Raw genomic sequence first — 17261 nt, 5'->3', positions numbered from 1 at the left:
CTGCGCAGGAGCAGGCGTATCGTGAAGATGAGGAAAGCAGACAATTCGATCAGGGACGAACGTGCCGGAACGCCGCGCCTTGCCCTGTTTCGCGCGGCCGGACCGGATGTTCCTCCCGAAAACTTCGGGGGGAGTTTTATGTCCTGCGATCGCGGCGCGTCCATGTCGTCTCCAAGCGGCGGTTTGCGCCGTTCGCTCCATCTGGCCGGCGGTTTGCTTGCCCTGGCGCTGAGCGCCACGCTCTGGTTGGACACAGCCGCCCAAGCGCAGGAAACCCAGATCATCTATCCCGGCTCGATGGCGGTCACCGGATTTTCCGGCACCGTCATTCCCAATTTCGACTCTGCCGATTCCGAAAGGGGGGGGCTGCCGCCCGGCGTCGACCCGGTCGACGAAACCTTCATCGACACGACGCGCGCCACCTTGCGCGTCTTCGACGTTTCGGCGCTCGGCGGACCGGCTTCCGGCCAGCTCGTCTACACGCCGCCGCCTTTCGAGGTGACGGCCGAACAGATCGGCCAGGTGTTCGCCATCACCTATGATGACGGTGTGCGCGACGGCGTTCCCACGGGCGTCCCCAACCTCTATGCCGGCGCGACCTCGCTGCACGGCATCCGTATCGTCACCCCGGACGAAGATGCCGACGGTCGGCCCGAGCGACAGCGCCGCGGAACCGCAGGCGCCGTCTTCATGGACGGCCAGTTCGGCACCGAAAGCGGTGGCGGTCCGGGCACGATCTGGAAGATCGACGGCATCACCGGCGCGGTCTCCAAATTCGCCGACATTGACACCAACAGCGGTTCCGGCATCGGCGACATCAGCTTCGACAGCAATCACCGCGAGTTCTTCGCCAGCGACCTCGACACGGGCTTCATCCACCGCCTCGACGCCAACGGCACGCTGATCGACACATTCGATCACGGCGTGGCCGGGCGGCCGGCGCATGGGCTGGCTCCCGTCGCCGATGACGGTGCGGTGATGGACATACAGGGTGCTGCCTTCGACTCGGAAGACCCCGACACATGGGGCTACACGCAGGACGAACGCCGCGTCTGGTCCGTCGCCTATCATGGCGGCCGGCTCTATTATTCGGTCGGCGAAAAGGCCGAGATCTGGTCGGTTGGCATTGCCCGCGATGGCAGCTTTGCCGGTGATCCGCGCTGGGAGCTGACGGTCAAGGCCGACAAGGACTACGCCGTCACCGACATCGCCTTCGACAACCAGGGCTTCATGTATCTGGCGCAGCGCGGCCCGGTCGAGAATCGCTACGATTACAGCCAGTTCGCCGATTCCGGCAAGGGCGAGGTCATCCGCTACTGGCGCGAAAACCCGGACGATCCGGCGACGGAATCGGTCTGGGTGGAAGAGCCGCAGGAATATGCAGTCGGCTTCCCGCAAGGCAACCGGCAGTCGGCCGGTGGGCTCGACCTGCAATATGGCTATGACGCCGACGGCAATCTCGACACCGGCGTGTGCACCGACACGCTGGTCAACACCGGCGACAAGCTGCGCGACAACCCGACACTTGCCGACCAGCTCGCCGCCGGCGGGCCGCTTGCCGTGCACGGCGTGCAGATCACGCCGACGCCGTTGGTCAAGCCGGCCAACGTGCCGCCTTTCGGCTCGTGGTTCGTCGACTTCGACGGCTATTTCGAAGACCCAGAAGTGGAAGGCCATGTCGGCGACGTCGAGGTCTGGCACCCCTGCGACGGCCGTGCCGGCTATTATGAAGAGATCCCAGGCGGTTATCTGCCGCCGTTCTATCCGCCGGGCTTCCCACCGCCCGGCGATCTGCCTCCGTGCATCGATGTCGAGGATGTTCAGTTCTACTGCACGCCTCGCGGCCTCCAGGCCGACCTCTATCTCCATGACCATGCCGGCTTTGGCGGCGATTCGATCAAGGTCCAGTCCATGACACCAGGCGTCGGGGTGACATCACCCCAGTCGCATGCTCCCGGTAAGCCTTACACGGTCGACATCACCGGCCATTCTCCGGGCGACAGAGTCGATGTTGGACTTTGCTTCTACAGGCAGTCCGACAAGGACAAGGGTGGCTACTACCCTTGCTGCAAGATGACTCTGCCGCTCAGAACCCCAGCCGTCAGCTGCGAACGTTGAGGAGGGGAAGATGAAAAATCTCGCACTTTCCCCGACCGCGAACAGCAGTCAATCCAACGGCAAGCAGCCAACCGTCATGGAGACCATCATGAAACCCCTGTCATATGCCAGGCGCGGCGCGCGCTGGCTGATGGCGGCCGGTATCGCGGTCGCCATGTTCACCCCTGTGGCAAGCCACGCCGAAGATGCAGTCCCGATCACTCCGGAACTGCGGCTCGACCTCGACAATTCAAAAATCGTCAATCCGAGGCCGGAACGGATCGTGCCGTTCTTCACCAAAACAGGCACACAGAGGAGCTGCGACTACGTCGTCTACTCCCTGAGCTTTGGCCTGCGCGGCGACCCGCAAGGCTTTGCCGACCCAAGCTTTTCGGCCAGGCGGAAGAAACTCCAACTCGACTTCAAGGATCAGCTTCCGCACGGTCTTGCGATCGTCAACGTCAACGTGTCCGGCGACGGCACGGATGCGTCTGGCGGACCGCTGCCGGGTGCGACAATCAGCACCTCGGCTAATCCGAACGATACGGCAACGGTTTCCGATTTCCGGATTTCCACCACCGATCTCGACGGCGCTGGGGCTGGCAATGAACGCGTCATCAATTTCAAGATCACCGCCAAGATCGACCATGCGGCGTTTCCTTCGCCGACCATCGTCGACAACCAGGGCATGATCAAGGTAACGCCGGGCGTCGGCACGGGGGCCATCATCCCGTCGCAGGATCCGGGCAAGCCCGACGACGGCGACTACAAGACCGGGGCCAAGACCTCGATCAAGATCGACCTCACCAACTGTGACAAGCGGCCTCCGCCTCCCGACCGGGAATGTTTCAAGGTGGAGCGCGGCACGGTCGATTGCGTGCAAGGCGGCGGCGCGTTCATCTACCACATGCCTGTCGGCCCGGAGATGGGCGGCAAATGGGTGCAGGTATCGACGACGACCCCAGGCATCACCATCATCCCCGACACGCAATTGGTGCCGGCGGGCGGCGGTGTGCTGAACTGGAAGATCGTCGGTGCATCGCCCGGCGACGTCATCCACCTCATCGTCACCGGCATCGAGACCTATGCCGGCCCGAAGGAGGGTTGGGGACTATGCTGCACGCAGACCATCGACATCGTCATCCCGCGTGACTTGAGATGTCCCCCCAAGGACAAGGAACCGGACCTCAAGGTCGAGAAACGCGCCGACGTGACGCGTTGCACGATGGGCGGCGGCTGCGACTTCACCATCAAGGTCACCAATGTCGGCGACGGGCCGTATCACGGCAAGATCGTGCTCGACGAGGTGACGCTGCCGGCCGGCTCGACTCTGGATTCAGGGCCCAACCCGCCCTGGGTATGCATGCCCGGCGTGACCCCGATGACGTGCACCTATCCGGTGACCACGCTCAATCCGGGGGCCTCCATCAACCTCAAGCTCGGCTTCAAGCCGGCGGGTGGTTGGCAAGGCAGCGCGTTGCGCAACTGCGCCACCTATAATTACGGCGCCAGCGGCAAGCCGCTGTTCGGCAGCCAGCAGAACGATCGCGGCTGTGCCTCGATCCCGATCTGCCGGCGTGGCGACCGCGACCGCGATTGCCGGCCCCCGGTCGACAAGAAGGTCGACTTGATCCTGAAGAAGCGTGCCCGCATCCCGGTCTGCACGCCCGACGGCATCTGCTACTTCGTGATCGACATCATCAACAATGGCAGCGTCCCCTATAATGGGCCGTTGACGGTTGTCGACAATTACCCGGGCGGCGCGCCGGCCTCTTCGACCTTCGGCCCGTCTCCGCCCTGGACATGCGGACCGAACGGTCCCGGCCAGTTCCGCTGCGACAATGCCGGCATCGTGCTGATGCCGGGCGCATCGACGCCGATCGTCGTCAGGGCGGTCATGCCGGCCGGCTACCAGTCGGATTCGGTCGAGAACTGCGCGGCGCTGAAGCCCGTCCCCGGTGAGGTCGACCTCACCAACAACAAGGCCTGCGCCAAGGAACGCTTCCGTCATCCCAATGGCGGCAAGCCGACCCTACGCATCACCAAGGTCTGCAATGGCTCGCTCGCCGGTGCGGCGGTGGTTTCCTGCCGCATCACCGTCATCAGCCTTGGCACCTCTGCCCCCACCGGTCCGGTGCGGGTCAACGATGCTGCCACGCTGATATCGGGTGGCGCGCCGGTCCAGATCCAGACCGTCACACCCGACGGTGCGGAATGGGCCTGCGGAGCGGTTCCGGCCAATGCGCTGTCATGCCAGATACCCGGCGCCGCGATGACGCCCGGAACCTCCAGGCACTTCGACGTGACGGTCTTGGCCAATGGCGCGTTCGAGAACTGCGCACGCGGCTCATACGGCCCGGCCCCTGGAGACGACGTCGTCTACCCGATCGGCCAGGCCTGCGCCAAGGGCGGCGGCACGTCCACCATTAGCGTCAAGAAGACCGGCGATGCCGAGTGCCAGCCGTGGCAACCCTGCTCGTTCGAGATCACCATCACCAATGATGGCCAGACCGCCTTCTCCGGTCCGGTCCGCATCGGCGATGCGATCGGGGTGGACGGGCTGGGGCGGCTGCAAGGCGTCGCGATCACCTCGATCGAACCTCCCTTCGGCTGCTCGCCCGAACCGACGACCTTGCCGTTGACCTGCATTGCCAACCTGACGCTCGGCGCCGGGGAAAGCCATGTGCACAAGGTCACCGTGGTCCTTCCCGACGCTCCCTTGGTCAATCTGCGGGGCAACGTCAGCGGCCAGAACTGCGTCGGCGTCTTGTCTCCCGACACCAGGGTGCAAGGCGGCGGCGACGTACTGCCCGGCGACCTGACCAACGTCCAGGGCGATCGCGGCAAGGCCTATGCCTGCCATCCGTTCACCATCAAGCGCGAGGTGAAGAAGGAATGCTCGCCAGGCTTCGTCATGAACGATGCCGGCCGGTGCGTGTGTCCGGAAGGCACGACGTTCCGCAACGGCCAGTGCTCGCCCGACGGCGGCGTCATCATCCAGCCGAAGGATCCGAGGCCCTGCGTGCTGCTCAAGGGCCAGATCCGCACCGAGGATGGACGCTGTGTCTGCCCGCGCGGAACCGAGCTTGAGAACGGCGCTTGCGTCAAGACCGACAAGCCTGGCTGCACCATCCCCGGTTCGGTCCCGACGTCGGACGGCAATGGCTGCTACTGCCCGGAAGGTACGCATCTCGACCGACAGGCAAACGCCTGCGTGCGCGACAAGCAGAAGCCTCAGGAGTGCGGCATACGCGGCCAGGTTCATGACGCCGATGGCGATTGTGTCTGCCCGCGTGGGACAGAGGTGCGCAATGGAGCCTGCCGGCCGATCCGGCCAAAGCCTGAACAATGCTCGATCCGTGGTCAGATCCAAAACGCCAACGGCGATTGCGTCTGCCCGGACGGCACAGAAGTCAGGGGCAAGGTCTGCCGGCCGATCCGGCCGAAGCCCGAGCAGTGCTCGATCCGCGGCCAGGTCCACGACGCCAACGGCAATTGTGTCTGCCCGCGGGGTACCGAGGTGCAAGGCAATGCCTGCCGGCAGAAGAAGCCTGTGCTGGAACAGTGCGACATACGCGGCCAGGTGCACAACAAGCGCGGCGAGTGTGTTTGCCCGCGCGGCACCCAGGTGATCGACGGCGCATGCCGCAAGCCGAGGCCGCAGGTGGGAGACTGCGCCCCGGGCTCGCAGATGGTCGGCGGCCAGTGCGTGCCGATCATCAGGCGGCGCTGCCCCGAAGGCACCGTTGGTCGGTTCCCGAACTGCAGAGCCATCCGGCAGCAGCCGTCGCTCGACCCGACCCTGTTGCTCAATCCAGGTGTCCTTCAGCAGTTCATACCGAAGCGCACGCCGCAGACGCAGGTACAGCCGCAAAGGGATCCGGCGGCCAACTTCAAGCCATAGGATCTGATACGAGTCAAAATTCAGAACCCCGCCGGAGCGATTCGGCGGGTTTTTTCCTTGGGCGCGCTGCGGCGATCAGGCGGCCAGGTATTCGCCGAACCCGCTGCCGGGCGCAGCAAATACCGACTTTCCCTTTCCGGGATCATAGTCTAGAGCAGTTCATCGTTTCGTGGAAACGCCGAACCGCTCTATCTCTTTGTTTTCACGCAATTCCGGACGGAAAGCCGTTCCCACTTTTCCTGGAATTGCTCTAGCAGTCGTCAAGGCCGCGCCCGCAAACAGGGCGCCCAAAGGGGCCGCATCATGAGCAGGAAGACCCTGATCGCGCCATCGGTGCTGGCGTCGAATTTCTCGAAGCTCGGCGACGAGGTCGAGGCGGTGACCGCGGCCGGCGCCGACTGGATCCATCTCGACGTGATGGACGGGCATTTCGTGCCCAACATCACCTTCGGCCCGCCGGTGATCAAGGCCATCCGCAACCGCACCAAGGCCTTTTTCGACTGCCATTTGATGATTGCGCCGGCCGATCCTTATCTGGCCGCCTTTGCCGATGCCGGCTGCGACGGCATGACCGTGCATGCCGAGGCCGGACCGCATCTCGACCGCTCGCTTCAGACCATCAAGGGTCTCGGCAAGAAGGCCGGCGTATCGCTCAATCCGGCGACGCCGGAAAGTGCGATCGAATATGTGCTCGACCGGCTCGACCTGATCCTGATCATGACCGTCAATCCGGGTTTCGGCGGCCAGGCCTTCATCCCGGCCATGGTCGACAAGGTCAAGCGGGTGAAAGCGCTGATCGGCAACCGGCCGATTCGCATCGAGATCGACGGCGGCGTGTCGCCGGAAACCGCCCCCCTGGTCACATCAGCCGGCGCCGATGTGCTGGTGGCAGGCGCCGCCATCTTCAAGGGCGGCAGCGTCGAAGCCTATCGGGCCAATATAGAAGCCATCCGAACCGCGGCCGACCGGGCTGCCGGCTGACATCAGTTCCAGGGCAAGTTCCCGGCTGGTCGGTTCTCCTCGGCCTGATCTCCCTGCCTGATCCTTCGATCTCCCAAAAAGCCGTCAACGGGTGGCAGCCGCAAGGGCATCGCGGCAAGCGACAGGATCGCGGCATCCGGCACTAGTTTTGGCCCATAAATCTAGTGGATAACTGCCGAAGGGATCTGCATGCGGGGAGAGGTCAATCCGGCGGCATGACGCGCGTTAAGAAAAAATTATCCGTATTCGGATCTCGAAGCTGTTTCTCGAGGGCACCTGCCATGCTGGCAGACAAACTTTCTTCAGAAGAACAAGTTTTTCACGATTTTAGTTACTTCCGGCGGATAAGATGCGGTCAACCTTCCTCTTTAAGTCGAATATCGTGATCTTTCGCTTGAGGGGCGGATGCCTTAGGAGTTACAGTAAGTTTACAGGGGAAATCGTTTGCTTCGCGAACGGGCTAGCGGAGCATGGGAGAGCTACAGGAGTCATATTGACCTACGGATCTGCCGATGTGAGCGAAGGCGCGGGACCCAAGAGCACACTCGCTAGTACGGTCTATCAACAGCTTCGCGACGATCTCCTGCGCGGCGTGTTTGAAAGTGAAAGCAAGCTTCGTGTCGAATGGGTGGTTTCCCGTTACGGCGCCGGCGCCTCACCGGTTCGCGAGGCCCTCAACCGACTTGCTTCGGAAGGCCTGCTCGGCCGCCACGACCAGCGCGGTTTTTTCATCATGCCGGTCAGTGCCCCGGAACTTGAGGAATTGACGCGCACCCGCTGCTGGCTGGAAGAGCGGGCGCTGCGTGAATCCATTGCCAACCGCACCGGCGAATGGGAAGAGCAGCTCGTGCTGGCCTTGCATCGCCTGGCGCGTGCCCCGCGCCGCTTGCCGGAGGACCCGTCCTCGAACAATCCGGAATGGGAAAAGCTGCACCGCGCCTTCCATAGGGCACTAATCGCAGGCTGCCGATCGCATTGGCTGACCGGCTTTTGCGACCAGCTTTCGGATCAGGCCTCCCGTTACCGGCTGATCTCCCAGGACGGCAGCGAGCGCGACGAAATCAGTGAACATCGGCTGATTGCGGAGCGCACGGTGGATGGCGATGCCGACGGCGCCGTTGAAGCCCTCCTCAACCACTACCGTCTGACGGCAGCCATGTGCATGGAGCGCTTCAACGACAGCGGCGATCCACGCGTGAGCGCCACCAAGGCGCTGCGCAGCCGCAGATAGAAGCGCTTCCGGTCCGCTATCCAAAATCCGCCCGCTATCCAAAATCGCCCGTTATCCAAGTCCGCTTGACTTCATCTGATCGGCGGCAAACCCGATTTCACGTTTTTGCCGGACGGAGGCGAAATCGTTTCCTTTGTTCCAAAGCCATCCGGCTCTAAATCAAAGGGATAGAGCATGATGTCCTCCGAAAACCGCTTCACACTTTTCGGCATCATCTCTAGGGAATGCGCATGACCAATCACCTGTTCGACGCGTTCCGCAGCCGGATTTCAGCCTCCGAGCGCATCCTGATCGCGACCGATGACGGACGCGCGATCGCCTATGGCGACATGCTGGCGCAATCGGCACAGCTGGCACATGCGCTGAGGCATTTCGGCGTCGAGCCGGGCGACCGCGTTGCCGTGCAGGTCGAAAAAAGCCCTGAATGCATTTTCCTTTACCTCGCCTGCCTGCGCGCCGGCGCGGTCTTCCTGCCTCTCAACACCGCCTACACGCTGGCCGAACTCGGCTATTTCTTCGGTGATGCCGAGCCGCGGCTGGTCGTCTGCGACCCGGCCCGCGCCGGCGCTATCGCGCCGTTGGCGCAGGCGTCGGGTGCTGCCACCTTCACGCTTGGCAGCAATGGTGAGGGCTCGCTGACCGAACTGGCGGCACAACAGCCCACGGATTTCGACGCCGTGGCGCGCGGGCCGGACGATCTGGCCGCAATCCTTTACACATCGGGCACCACCGGACGCTCCAAGGGCGCCATGCTCAGCCACGAAAACCTGGCCTCCAATGCGCGCGTGCTGGTCGAGCAATGGCGTTTCACCGGGGATGACGTGCTGATCCATGCCCTGCCGATCTTCCACACGCATGGCCTGTTCGTCGCCACCAACGTCACCCTGATGGCCGGCGCCTCGATGCTGTTCGAGCAGAAATTCGACGCCGGCCGCATCGTCTCGCTCTTGCCCCGCGCGACAGTGCTGATGGGGGTGCCGACCTTCTATACCAGGCTCCTGCAGCAGGACGGGCTGGATGCCCAGGCGGCGAAGAACATCCGCCTGTTCGTTTCCGGCTCGGCGCCGCTGCTCGCCGAAACGCACAAGGCCTGGCGCGAGCGCACCGGCCACGACATTCTCGAGCGCTACGGTATGACCGAGACCAACATGAACACGTCGAACCCCTATGAGGGGGAGCGTCGCGCCGGCACGGTCGGCTTCCCGCTGCCCGGCGTTTCGCTGCGCATCGCCGACCCTGACAGCGGCGATGCGCTTGGCCAGGGTGAAGTCGGCATGATCGAGGTCAAAGGTCCGAATGTCTTTTCCGGCTATTGGCGCATGCCGGAAAAAACCAAGGCGGAGTTTCGCAAGGACGGCTTCTTCATCACCGGCGACCTCGGCATCATCGACGCGGACGGCTACGTCCACATCGTCGGCCGCGGCAAGGATCTCATTATCTCCGGCGGCTACAACATCTATCCCAAGGAGATCGAGAGCGAGATCGACGCCGTTGCCGGCGTCTTGGAAAGTGCCGTCATCGGAATTGCCCATCCCGATTTCGGCGAAGGCGTCACCGCTGTCGTGGTGCGGGCGCCGGCATCGCAGATCACCGGGGCCGAGATCGTTGGCGCCATTGCCGGCCAGCTGGCCAAATACAAGCACCCGAAGCAGGTGATCTTCGTCGACGAGCTGCCGCGCAACACGATGGGCAAGGTGCAGAAGAACCTGCTGCGCGAGACCTACAAGGGTCTCTACGGCTAATCCATAGCCGGCTAATGTCTTTGCCCAAGCGCTTCGCCTGGACATCTCTGTTCGCGGTTCGGCAGTGGCGCCTTTTACCTGCGCGGCTTTTTCACCCGAGTGCTGGAACCCCACAAAGCGCGGTTCAGCAGGCTGCGTTTGCGCTTGCGCGGGATGAGGTCGACGTCGCTGACGAGCTTGGCGCCGCCCTCCCGCCGCTCCAGGGTGATCTTGCGGCTGTGGAAGGCTTCGAGCTCCGCACGATGCGCCACGCTGATGATGGTGACGTCAGGCAGTTCGCGGATCACCGTCAACATCATCGTGTCCTGGCTCTTCTCGTCGAGCGCCGAAGTCGCTTCATCCAGCACCACGATATCGGGGCGATGCAGCAGCAGGCGCGCGAAGGCGAGGCGTTGCTTTTCGCCGCCCGACAGCGTCTGGTCCCATGGCGCCTCTTCCTTGATCCTGCCGGTGAGATAGCCAAGCCCCACCTTGTCGAGGGCAGCCTTGATTTGCTTGATGGTCCACTTGTCCGCCGCCGCGGGATAGGCGACCGCGCGGCGAAGCGTTCCGGAAGGGATGTAGGGGCGTTGCGGCAGCATGAACAGGCGCCTGTCGGTGTGGAAATTGACGCTGCCGCCGCCCCATGGCCACAGGCCCGCGACGGCCCGCACCAGCGTCGACTTGCCTGAACCGGATTCGCCTGAAACCAGCACCCGCTCGCCCGGCTCGATCACGACCTCGGTTTCCTTGACCACGGAGGTGCCGTCGTCGAGTGTCACGGAAAGATTGTCGAGGCTGAGGATGGCGCCGTCTTCGGCTTCGCCTCGGTTGATGCGTCCGAGCGCATCGCTCTGCTCGGCGCGCTCGAGCCCGTCTAGCGACATCATCAGCGAGGCAATGCGCCGCGCGGAGGCGTTCCAGTCGGCAAGGCGCGGATAGTTGTCGACCAGCCAGCCGAACGCGCCTTGCACGATGCCAAAGGCAGACGCCGCCTGCATCACCTCGCCAAGCGTCATCGAGCCTTCGAGGAATTTTGGCGCGCACAAAAGGATCGGCACGACCGGCGCAAACAGGCTCGATCCCTGCGACACCGCCGCCGTGCGCATGTGCTGTCCGGTCAGCAGAGCCCATTGCCTCAGCACGTGGCCGAAATTTCTGTCGATGCCGCTGCGCTCCTCGTCCTCGCCTCCCAGCAAGGCGATGCTCTCGCCGTTTTCGCGCACGCGCGTCAGCGTGTAACGCAGTTCGGCCTCCGCCTGGTTCTTCCGCTCGGAGAGCTGGACGAAATCGCGGCCGATGACCACCATCGAGGTCGAGGTGATGGCGGCATAGATGATCGCGGTGATGACCAGAAAGCCGGGAATGGTGATGCTCTCGCCGCCGATCGGCAGGGTGAGCGCGCCGCCGATGGTCCACAGCACGACGATAAAGGTCGAGGCCGACAGGAACGCGTTGAGGACGCCGGCGGTGAAATCGACCGGCGACTCGGTGGCGATGCGCAGATCCTCGGTCATGCGGGCCTCGGGGTTCTGGTGGTCGCCGCCCACGAGGTTCAGCTGGTAGTAGCGGCCGTTTGCCAGCCAGCGCGCGACGACCCCGGTGGTCAGCCAGGAACGCCAGCGGCGCTGGATCGTCATGCGCAGGTAGACCTGCGCGACGACAAGGCTGCCGCTGCAGATCACCAGCGGCACGAATACGGCGCTGAGGAGATAGACTGTGCGGGCGTTGCGCTGCTCGAGGGCATCGAACATCGAGCGGTTCCAGACATTGATGCCATACTGGAAACCGATGTTGATGCAGATCAGCAGCAGCACTCCGATCGTCAAAGGCCAGGCGAGCTTGTCGCCATGCCTCCCCCAATAGCCGCGCCCGCTGATCCAGAAACGCCGCAGCAGATATTTCTTGCGCGCCTGCTCGGCCTGCTCAGGCGTCAGCTTGGGATCGGGTTCGACGGCATCCGGCGGCGGCGCAGCCTCGCCAACGGGCTCGGACGTGGCTTCGGCGGCCGATGCTTTTTTCTCGCGCGGCGTGTCCTCGCGCGGTCCATCTCCGCGCGTTTGCCGTGACGGCTTTTCCCGACGCGACTTCGTGACATCGCGCGCTCCGACACCGTCGGCCGGTTTCAATTTGGGTTTTGCCTCGGACATATGCCCCGACAACGACCTCCATATCAAAAGGTTTCATGGTATGCGCCTGCCCGAAGTTTCAGGAACGCCCGTCATTGCGGATATAAAAGCCCAACGACATGTTCTGCGATGGCGAGGCTGGCGGTAAGGCCAGGGCTCTCGATGCCGAACAGATTGACGATCTGACCGCCCCCGTGGTCAGCCGGTCCCTGGATGACGAAGTCGGCGGCCGGCTGGCCCGGACCGGACAGTTTCGGCCTGACGCCGGCATAGGCCGGTTGCAGGGCGCCGTCCGCCAGGCCGGACCAGTAGCGCCTGATTTCGTCGTAGAAGGCAGCGCCTCGTGCGGGATCGACGGTATAGTCGACGCGATCGATCCATTCGACATCCGGGCCAAAGCGCGCGCTCCCCGACATGTCGAGGGTCAGATGCACGCCGAGGCCGCCATGGACCGGCACCGGATAGATCAGCCGCGAAAAGGGCGAGCGGCCGGAAAGCGCGAAATAATTGCCGCGCGCCAGCCACAGCGGCGGAACACGGTCTTGCGGGAGGCCTTCGATGCGGCCGGCGAGCGCCTGCGCGTCGAGGCCGGCGGCGTTGATGAAGGCGCCGGTCTTCAAGGTGAAACCCTCGCCATCGGCGTCGCGCGTGTCGATCCGGATGCCGTCGGCTTCGATGCTCGCGCCTGAGACAACGGTGAGCAAGGCGAAAGATGCGCCGGCCGCTTCCGCGTCTCCACGCAATGACAGCATCAGCGCCTGGCTGTCGACGATGCCGGTCGACGGCGACAGCAGCGCGCCGGCGCAGCTCAGCGCCGGTTCCAGGCTTTCGGCCTCTGCGCGCGTCAAAAGCTTGAGGTCACCGACTCCGCATTGCGCCGCGTTGATCTGGATCGCCTGCAGTTTGTCCAACTGGTCGGGTTCGACGGCAACGATCAGTTTGCCGGTGCGATGATGGGCGACGTCGTGCTCGCGGCAATAGGCATAGAGACGCTCGCGGCCGTTGACGCAGAGACGGGCCTTCAGGCTGCCCGGCGTATAATGAAGCCCGGCATGGATGACTTCCGAATTGCGCGAACTGGTGCCGGTGCCGATGGCTGCGGCCTTCTCGACCACCAGCACCTCGCGGCCCGACAGCGCCAGCGCGCGGGCAATGGCGAGGCCGACAACACCGGCTCCGGCGACAACGCAGTCGACATCATGCATGGGTGGACTTTAGCGCGGACTGTCCGCGCCTGCAAAAACCTTGTCGCCGCCGATCCAGACGCCGTTGACGTCGAGGGCGTCCGACAGAGCGACGATATCGGCAGCCGTGCCATTGGCGAAGCGGCCGAGCCGGTGGGCCTGGCCGACCGCCTGCGCCGGATAGAGCGAGGCCATGCGCAACGCTTCCGACAGGTCCAGCCCGACGATCCTGTGCATGTAGCGGACGGCCGAGATCATATCGAGATCGGCGCCGGCCAGCGTGCCGTCGGCCAGCCGCAGACTGCCATCCTTGCGATAGATGATGCGGCCGTTGAGGGTGAGCGACGTCATGTCGGTGCCGATCGTCGCCATGGCGTCGGTGACCAGCACGATCCTGCCCGGCCCCTGCTTGGCGCGCAGCGCGATTGCCATGGTGGCGGGATCGACATGGATGCCGTCGGCGATGATCCCGGCCGACAGACTGCCTATGTCGATGGCCGCACCCGCCAGCCCCGGCTCACGGTTGCCGATCTGGCTCATGGCGTTGAACAGATGTGTGACCACGCTGGCGCCGGCATCGGCAAAGGCTCTGGCCGTGGCGTAGCCGGTGTCGGAATGGCCGAGGCTGACAATCACACCGGCCTTGGCCAAGGCCGCAACGCGGGCAGGCTCGACGGATTCAGGCGCTATCGTCGTCAGCAGCACCGGCAGGTTTTTGCGTGCCGCGACCAGCGCCGCTTCATCCGCATCCGTCATCGGCCGGATCAGCGCCGGTTCATGCGCGCCCTTGCGGGCGACGGAGAGATGCGGCCCTTCGAGATGCAGGCCGAGAAATCCCGGCAGTTTTTGCCGTGCCGCCCCGGTGCCGGCGGCAATGGCCGCGGCGATGATGTCAGGCGTATCTGTGATCAGCGTCGGCAGCAGTGCGGTCGTGCCGAACGGCGCATGCGCCCGGCAGATTGTTGCCAGCGAGGCGACATCGGGATGGTCGTTGAGCATGACGCCGCCGCCGCCATTGACCTGCAGGTCGACAAAACCCGGCACCAGCATGCCGCCCCCGGCGTCGATGCGGGCAACGCCCGACGGAATGGCGCCGACGGGATGAATGCCTTCGACCACCTTGCCGTGCACGACAAGGGCGGCGTTGTCATGCCAGTCGTCGCCATCGAAAATTCGGGCGCCAGTCAGGGCAAAACGGTCGCTCATACGGTTTCCGTCACCTTGCGCAGATTGCGCGGTACATCCGGATCGAGGCCGCGATGGCGGGCGAAGGCTTCGACGAAGCCGTAGAAGGAGACGATCAGCGTCAGCGGGTCGGTCAAGGGATGACCGGTGGCGACATGCGGCAGCCGCGCCGCGCTCTTGGCTTTGTCCGAGGTTACAAAAACTGCTGCACCCTTGCCGGCAAGGTTGTCGGCAGCCTCTGCCACGGACGGCTCGGAGGCATCGCGGGCGGCGAGCGCCAGCACCGGGAAGCCTGGCCCGACCAGCGCCAGCGGGCCGTGCATGACTTCGGCTGCACTGTAGGCCTCGGCATGCATGCCGCAGGTCTCTTTGAATTTCAGCGCCGCCTCGTCGGCCATCGCTGCCGACGGGCCACGGCCGAGGATGAACAGCGATTGCGGCGTCTCCAATGCGCCGGCCAGCGCCATCCAGTCGCAGGCGATCGCCTTGCTGAAATGCTCGGGCAGGCGGGCAAGGGCGGCCAGCAGTCTGTCGTCGCCGGTGCAATGCGCCATCAGCGCCAGGCCGGCGACCGCCGAATTGACGAATGTCTTGGTCGCCGCGACGCTGCGCTCGGGGCCGGCCAGAATGTCGATGGCAAAATCCGAAGCCCGCGCCAGCGGCGAATCGGCGGTGTTGGTGATGGCGACGGTGAGCGCACCGCCGGCCCGTGCCGTCTCGGCCATGGTGACGATGTCAGGGCTCTTGCCGGATTGCGAGATGGCGAGGCAAGCGGAACCGGCGAGCTTGAGCTTGGCGCCGTAGATCGAGGCGATCGACGGACCGACCGATGCCACGGCCAGGCCGGCGGTCAGTTCGACGGCATATTTCATGAAGGTGGCGGCATGGTCGGACGAACCGCGCGCGACGGTAACGACGAAGCTCGGATCGCGCTCGCGAATGCCGCGTCCGGCCTCGGTCAGCACCGCCGCCGAGCCATCGAGCAGACGCGCGACGGCTTGCGGAATTTCGTCGATCTCGCGCCGCATATGGGTGGTCTTGGGGATCATGGTCGGCCCTCTTCGCTCGGCCCTGTCAGGCGCAGTTCGGCGACGAAATCATAGGCGTCGCCGCGGTAGATGGAGCGGGTGAACTCGATCACCTTGCCGCTCGCGAGATAGGAAATGCGTTCGATGTGCAGGCCGGCAATGCCGGATGGCACTTCGAGCAGACGCGCATCGGCGTCGCCGAGATTGGCGGCGGAAATGCGCTGCACCGCCCGCACCGGCCGGTTGCCGGTCAGTTGCAGCGCCGCATAGAGTGACGAGCCTATCCCGGCCGGATCCGGCAGCACGCTGGCCGACAACGAGGCGCGCTCGATGGCCAGCGGCGTGTCGTTTGCGATGCGCAGGCGCGCCACGCGCGCCACCAGCTCGTTCGAGGACAGGCCGAGCACCATCATCTCGTCGGGCGAGGGCGGGTAGAGGTCGCGGTCGAGCCAGGCTGAACGCACCGCCATGCCGCGCCTTGCCATGTCCTCGGTGAATGAAGTGAGCCTGGACAGCGACTGCTCGACGCGCTCCATGCGCGGCGCCACGAAGGTGCCGGAGCCGTGGCGCTGCACGAGGATGCCGCCCTTGACTAGGTCCTGCACCGCCTTGCGGACGGTGACGCGCGAAATGTCGGCCTTGGTGGCGATGTCGCGCTCGGAAGGCAGCGCATCGCCCGGCCCGATCAGGCCGCGATTGACGGCGTCCTCGATGCTTTTCCTGAGCTGCAGGTAGAGCGGGGCGCCGCTCTGCGACGACTGCCTCAGCGTGGCGAAGATCTGGTCGGCGGCATCGCTCATCGCGTCGCCTTCGCTTTGACGAAGATGCGGGCCGCCATCTGCACGGCGCCGCCCAGGGCATCGTCGAGCGGCGCTTTCAGCAGCGCCTGGTAGCGCTGGGAAAGGCGCGGCCCATAGAGCGGCGCCAGCCCGCCGAGCAGGCAGAGCGGGGCGTCATCAGAGAGGTCGAGCGCGTGGAGCGACGCCTCGACATCGGCAACCGACTTGTCCACGATCCAGTTGGCGACGCTGTCGCCCTTCTCGGCATGCTCGAAAACCTTGGGCGCGAAGCCGCCGAAATCGCCGGGCTTGGCATTGGTGGTGAACTCGACCACGTCTTCGGGATTGTTGCGGAAAATGGCCATCATGCTGTCGGTCAGGGCTGAGCGCGGCCGGACGCCGTCATGGGCGAGCAGCGTCTGCTCCAGCAGGTCGCGGCCGATCCGGGCGCCGCTGCCTTGATCACCGACCTGAAAGCCCCAGCCGCCGATGGCGCGCGACGTGCCGCCCTTGCGCGCCATATAGGCGGTGCCGGTGCCGAGGATGGCCATGGCGCCGTCACCAGAGCCGACTGCCCCTTCGAGCGCGATCTCGGCGTCCGTCTCGACGCGGCTGATGCTGAACGGCAGGATTGCTTCAAGCTGCTGGCGGTAGGTGCCGACATTGGCGCCGGCAAGGCCGAGAATGGCTGGTGTCTGCGGGATCAGGTCCGGATCTTGCCCGGCGGCGATGAAGGCCTGACGAGCAGCCTCGACGATGTGGGTGCGAGCGCCGGTGAGATCGGTGCGGATGTTGGCGGCGCCGCTTTTGGCACGGCCAATGACAACGCCATCGCCTGTCGCAAGGGCTGCCCTGCAGCTGGTGCCGCCGCCGTCGATACCGAGCACGAATTTCACGCGATGTCTCCTCCGGGCGGATAATACCAATAAAATACCAATAGCCAAGGGATTAATTTCCGTTTCAAAAAGATTAAGGCGTATCAGGTTGAAAAACCCCGGAATTTTGCCGGCTCAACGCTTTCC

Annotated in this window: 11 protein-coding genes; 5 read left to right on the top strand and 6 right to left on the bottom strand. The window is 64.5% G+C overall.

The genetic code is table 11. From position 1 onward, the window contains the following. Positions 1-162 precede the first annotated feature (162 nt). The 5 genes from NKH38_RS20320 to NKH38_RS20300 all read left to right on the top strand — a co-directional run bounded on the left by NKH38_RS20320 (position 163) and on the right by NKH38_RS20300 (position 9955). Positions 163-2118: an NHL repeat-containing protein gene (locus NKH38_RS20320; protein ID WP_352762725.1), complete on the top strand. Its 1956-nt coding sequence runs from the start codon at positions 163-165 to the stop codon at positions 2116-2118. Between the two features lie 10 nt (positions 2119-2128). Then, positions 2129-6001, top strand: a complete 3873-nt coding sequence (locus NKH38_RS20315) for a DUF7929 domain-containing protein (RefSeq protein WP_352762723.1) — start codon at positions 2129-2131, stop codon at positions 5999-6001. A gap of 303 nt (positions 6002-6304) precedes the next feature. Then, positions 6305-6982, top strand: a complete 678-nt coding sequence (gene rpe / locus NKH38_RS20310) for a ribulose-phosphate 3-epimerase (RefSeq protein WP_023729671.1) — start codon at positions 6305-6307, stop codon at positions 6980-6982. Positions 6983-7475: 493 nt separating this feature from the next. Beyond that, entirely contained in the window at positions 7476-8213 is a 738-nt protein-coding gene (locus NKH38_RS20305) for a GntR family transcriptional regulator (RefSeq protein ID WP_023694237.1), read from the top strand. Positions 8214-8443: 230 nt separating this feature from the next. Next, positions 8444-9955, top strand: a complete 1512-nt coding sequence (locus tag NKH38_RS20300; RefSeq protein WP_031238356.1) for a malonate--CoA ligase — start codon at positions 8444-8446, stop codon at positions 9953-9955. Positions 9956-10029: 74 nt separating this feature from the next. Here the strand turns inward: NKH38_RS20300 and NKH38_RS20295 are convergent, their stop codons facing one another. The 6 genes from NKH38_RS20295 to NKH38_RS20270 all read right to left on the bottom strand — a co-directional run bounded on the left by NKH38_RS20295 (position 10030) and on the right by NKH38_RS20270 (position 17135). Continuing rightward, positions 10030-12084 (bottom strand): ABC transporter ATP-binding protein/permease, encoded by a 2055-nt coding sequence (locus tag NKH38_RS20295; protein WP_352762720.1) that lies wholly within the window; start codon positions 12082-12084, stop codon positions 10030-10032. A 71-nt stretch (positions 12085-12155) separates the two neighbouring features. Then, positions 12156-13268 carry an NAD(P)/FAD-dependent oxidoreductase gene (locus NKH38_RS20290; protein ID WP_023834395.1) on the bottom strand — a complete coding sequence of 371 codons (1113 nt, stop codon included), beginning with the start codon at positions 13266-13268 and terminating at the stop codon, positions 12156-12158. Between the two features lie 9 nt (positions 13269-13277). Continuing rightward, positions 13278-14453 (bottom strand): N-acetylglucosamine-6-phosphate deacetylase, encoded by a 1176-nt coding sequence (gene nagA, locus NKH38_RS20285; protein ID WP_352762717.1) that lies wholly within the window; start codon positions 14451-14453, stop codon positions 13278-13280. Next, positions 14450-15481 (bottom strand): SIS domain-containing protein, encoded by a 1032-nt coding sequence (locus tag NKH38_RS20280; RefSeq protein ID WP_023694234.1) that lies wholly within the window; start codon positions 15479-15481, stop codon positions 14450-14452. Before NKH38_RS20280 ends, nagA begins: the two co-directional genes overlap by 4 nt. Continuing rightward, the gene (locus tag NKH38_RS20275; protein ID WP_023668847.1) at positions 15478-16260 is read right to left on the bottom strand and encodes a GntR family transcriptional regulator; all 783 of its coding nucleotides are present in this window, start codon (positions 16258-16260) and stop codon (positions 15478-15480) included. The genes NKH38_RS20280 and NKH38_RS20275 overlap by 4 nt, the downstream gene beginning before the upstream one ends. After that, positions 16257-17135 carry a glucosamine kinase nucleotide-binding domain-containing protein gene (locus tag NKH38_RS20270; protein ID WP_352762715.1) on the bottom strand — a complete coding sequence of 293 codons (879 nt, stop codon included), beginning with the start codon at positions 17133-17135 and terminating at the stop codon, positions 16257-16259. Before NKH38_RS20270 ends, NKH38_RS20275 begins: the two co-directional genes overlap by 4 nt. Positions 17136-17261: the final 126 nt, after the last annotated feature.

The sequence above is a fragment of the Mesorhizobium sp. M1078 genome (assembly GCF_040318615.1).
Lineage (GTDB): Bacteria > Pseudomonadota > Alphaproteobacteria > Rhizobiales > Rhizobiaceae > Mesorhizobium.
Note: the sequence above shows the minus strand (reverse complement) of the source record. Positions and strands in the feature narration are given on the sequence as shown.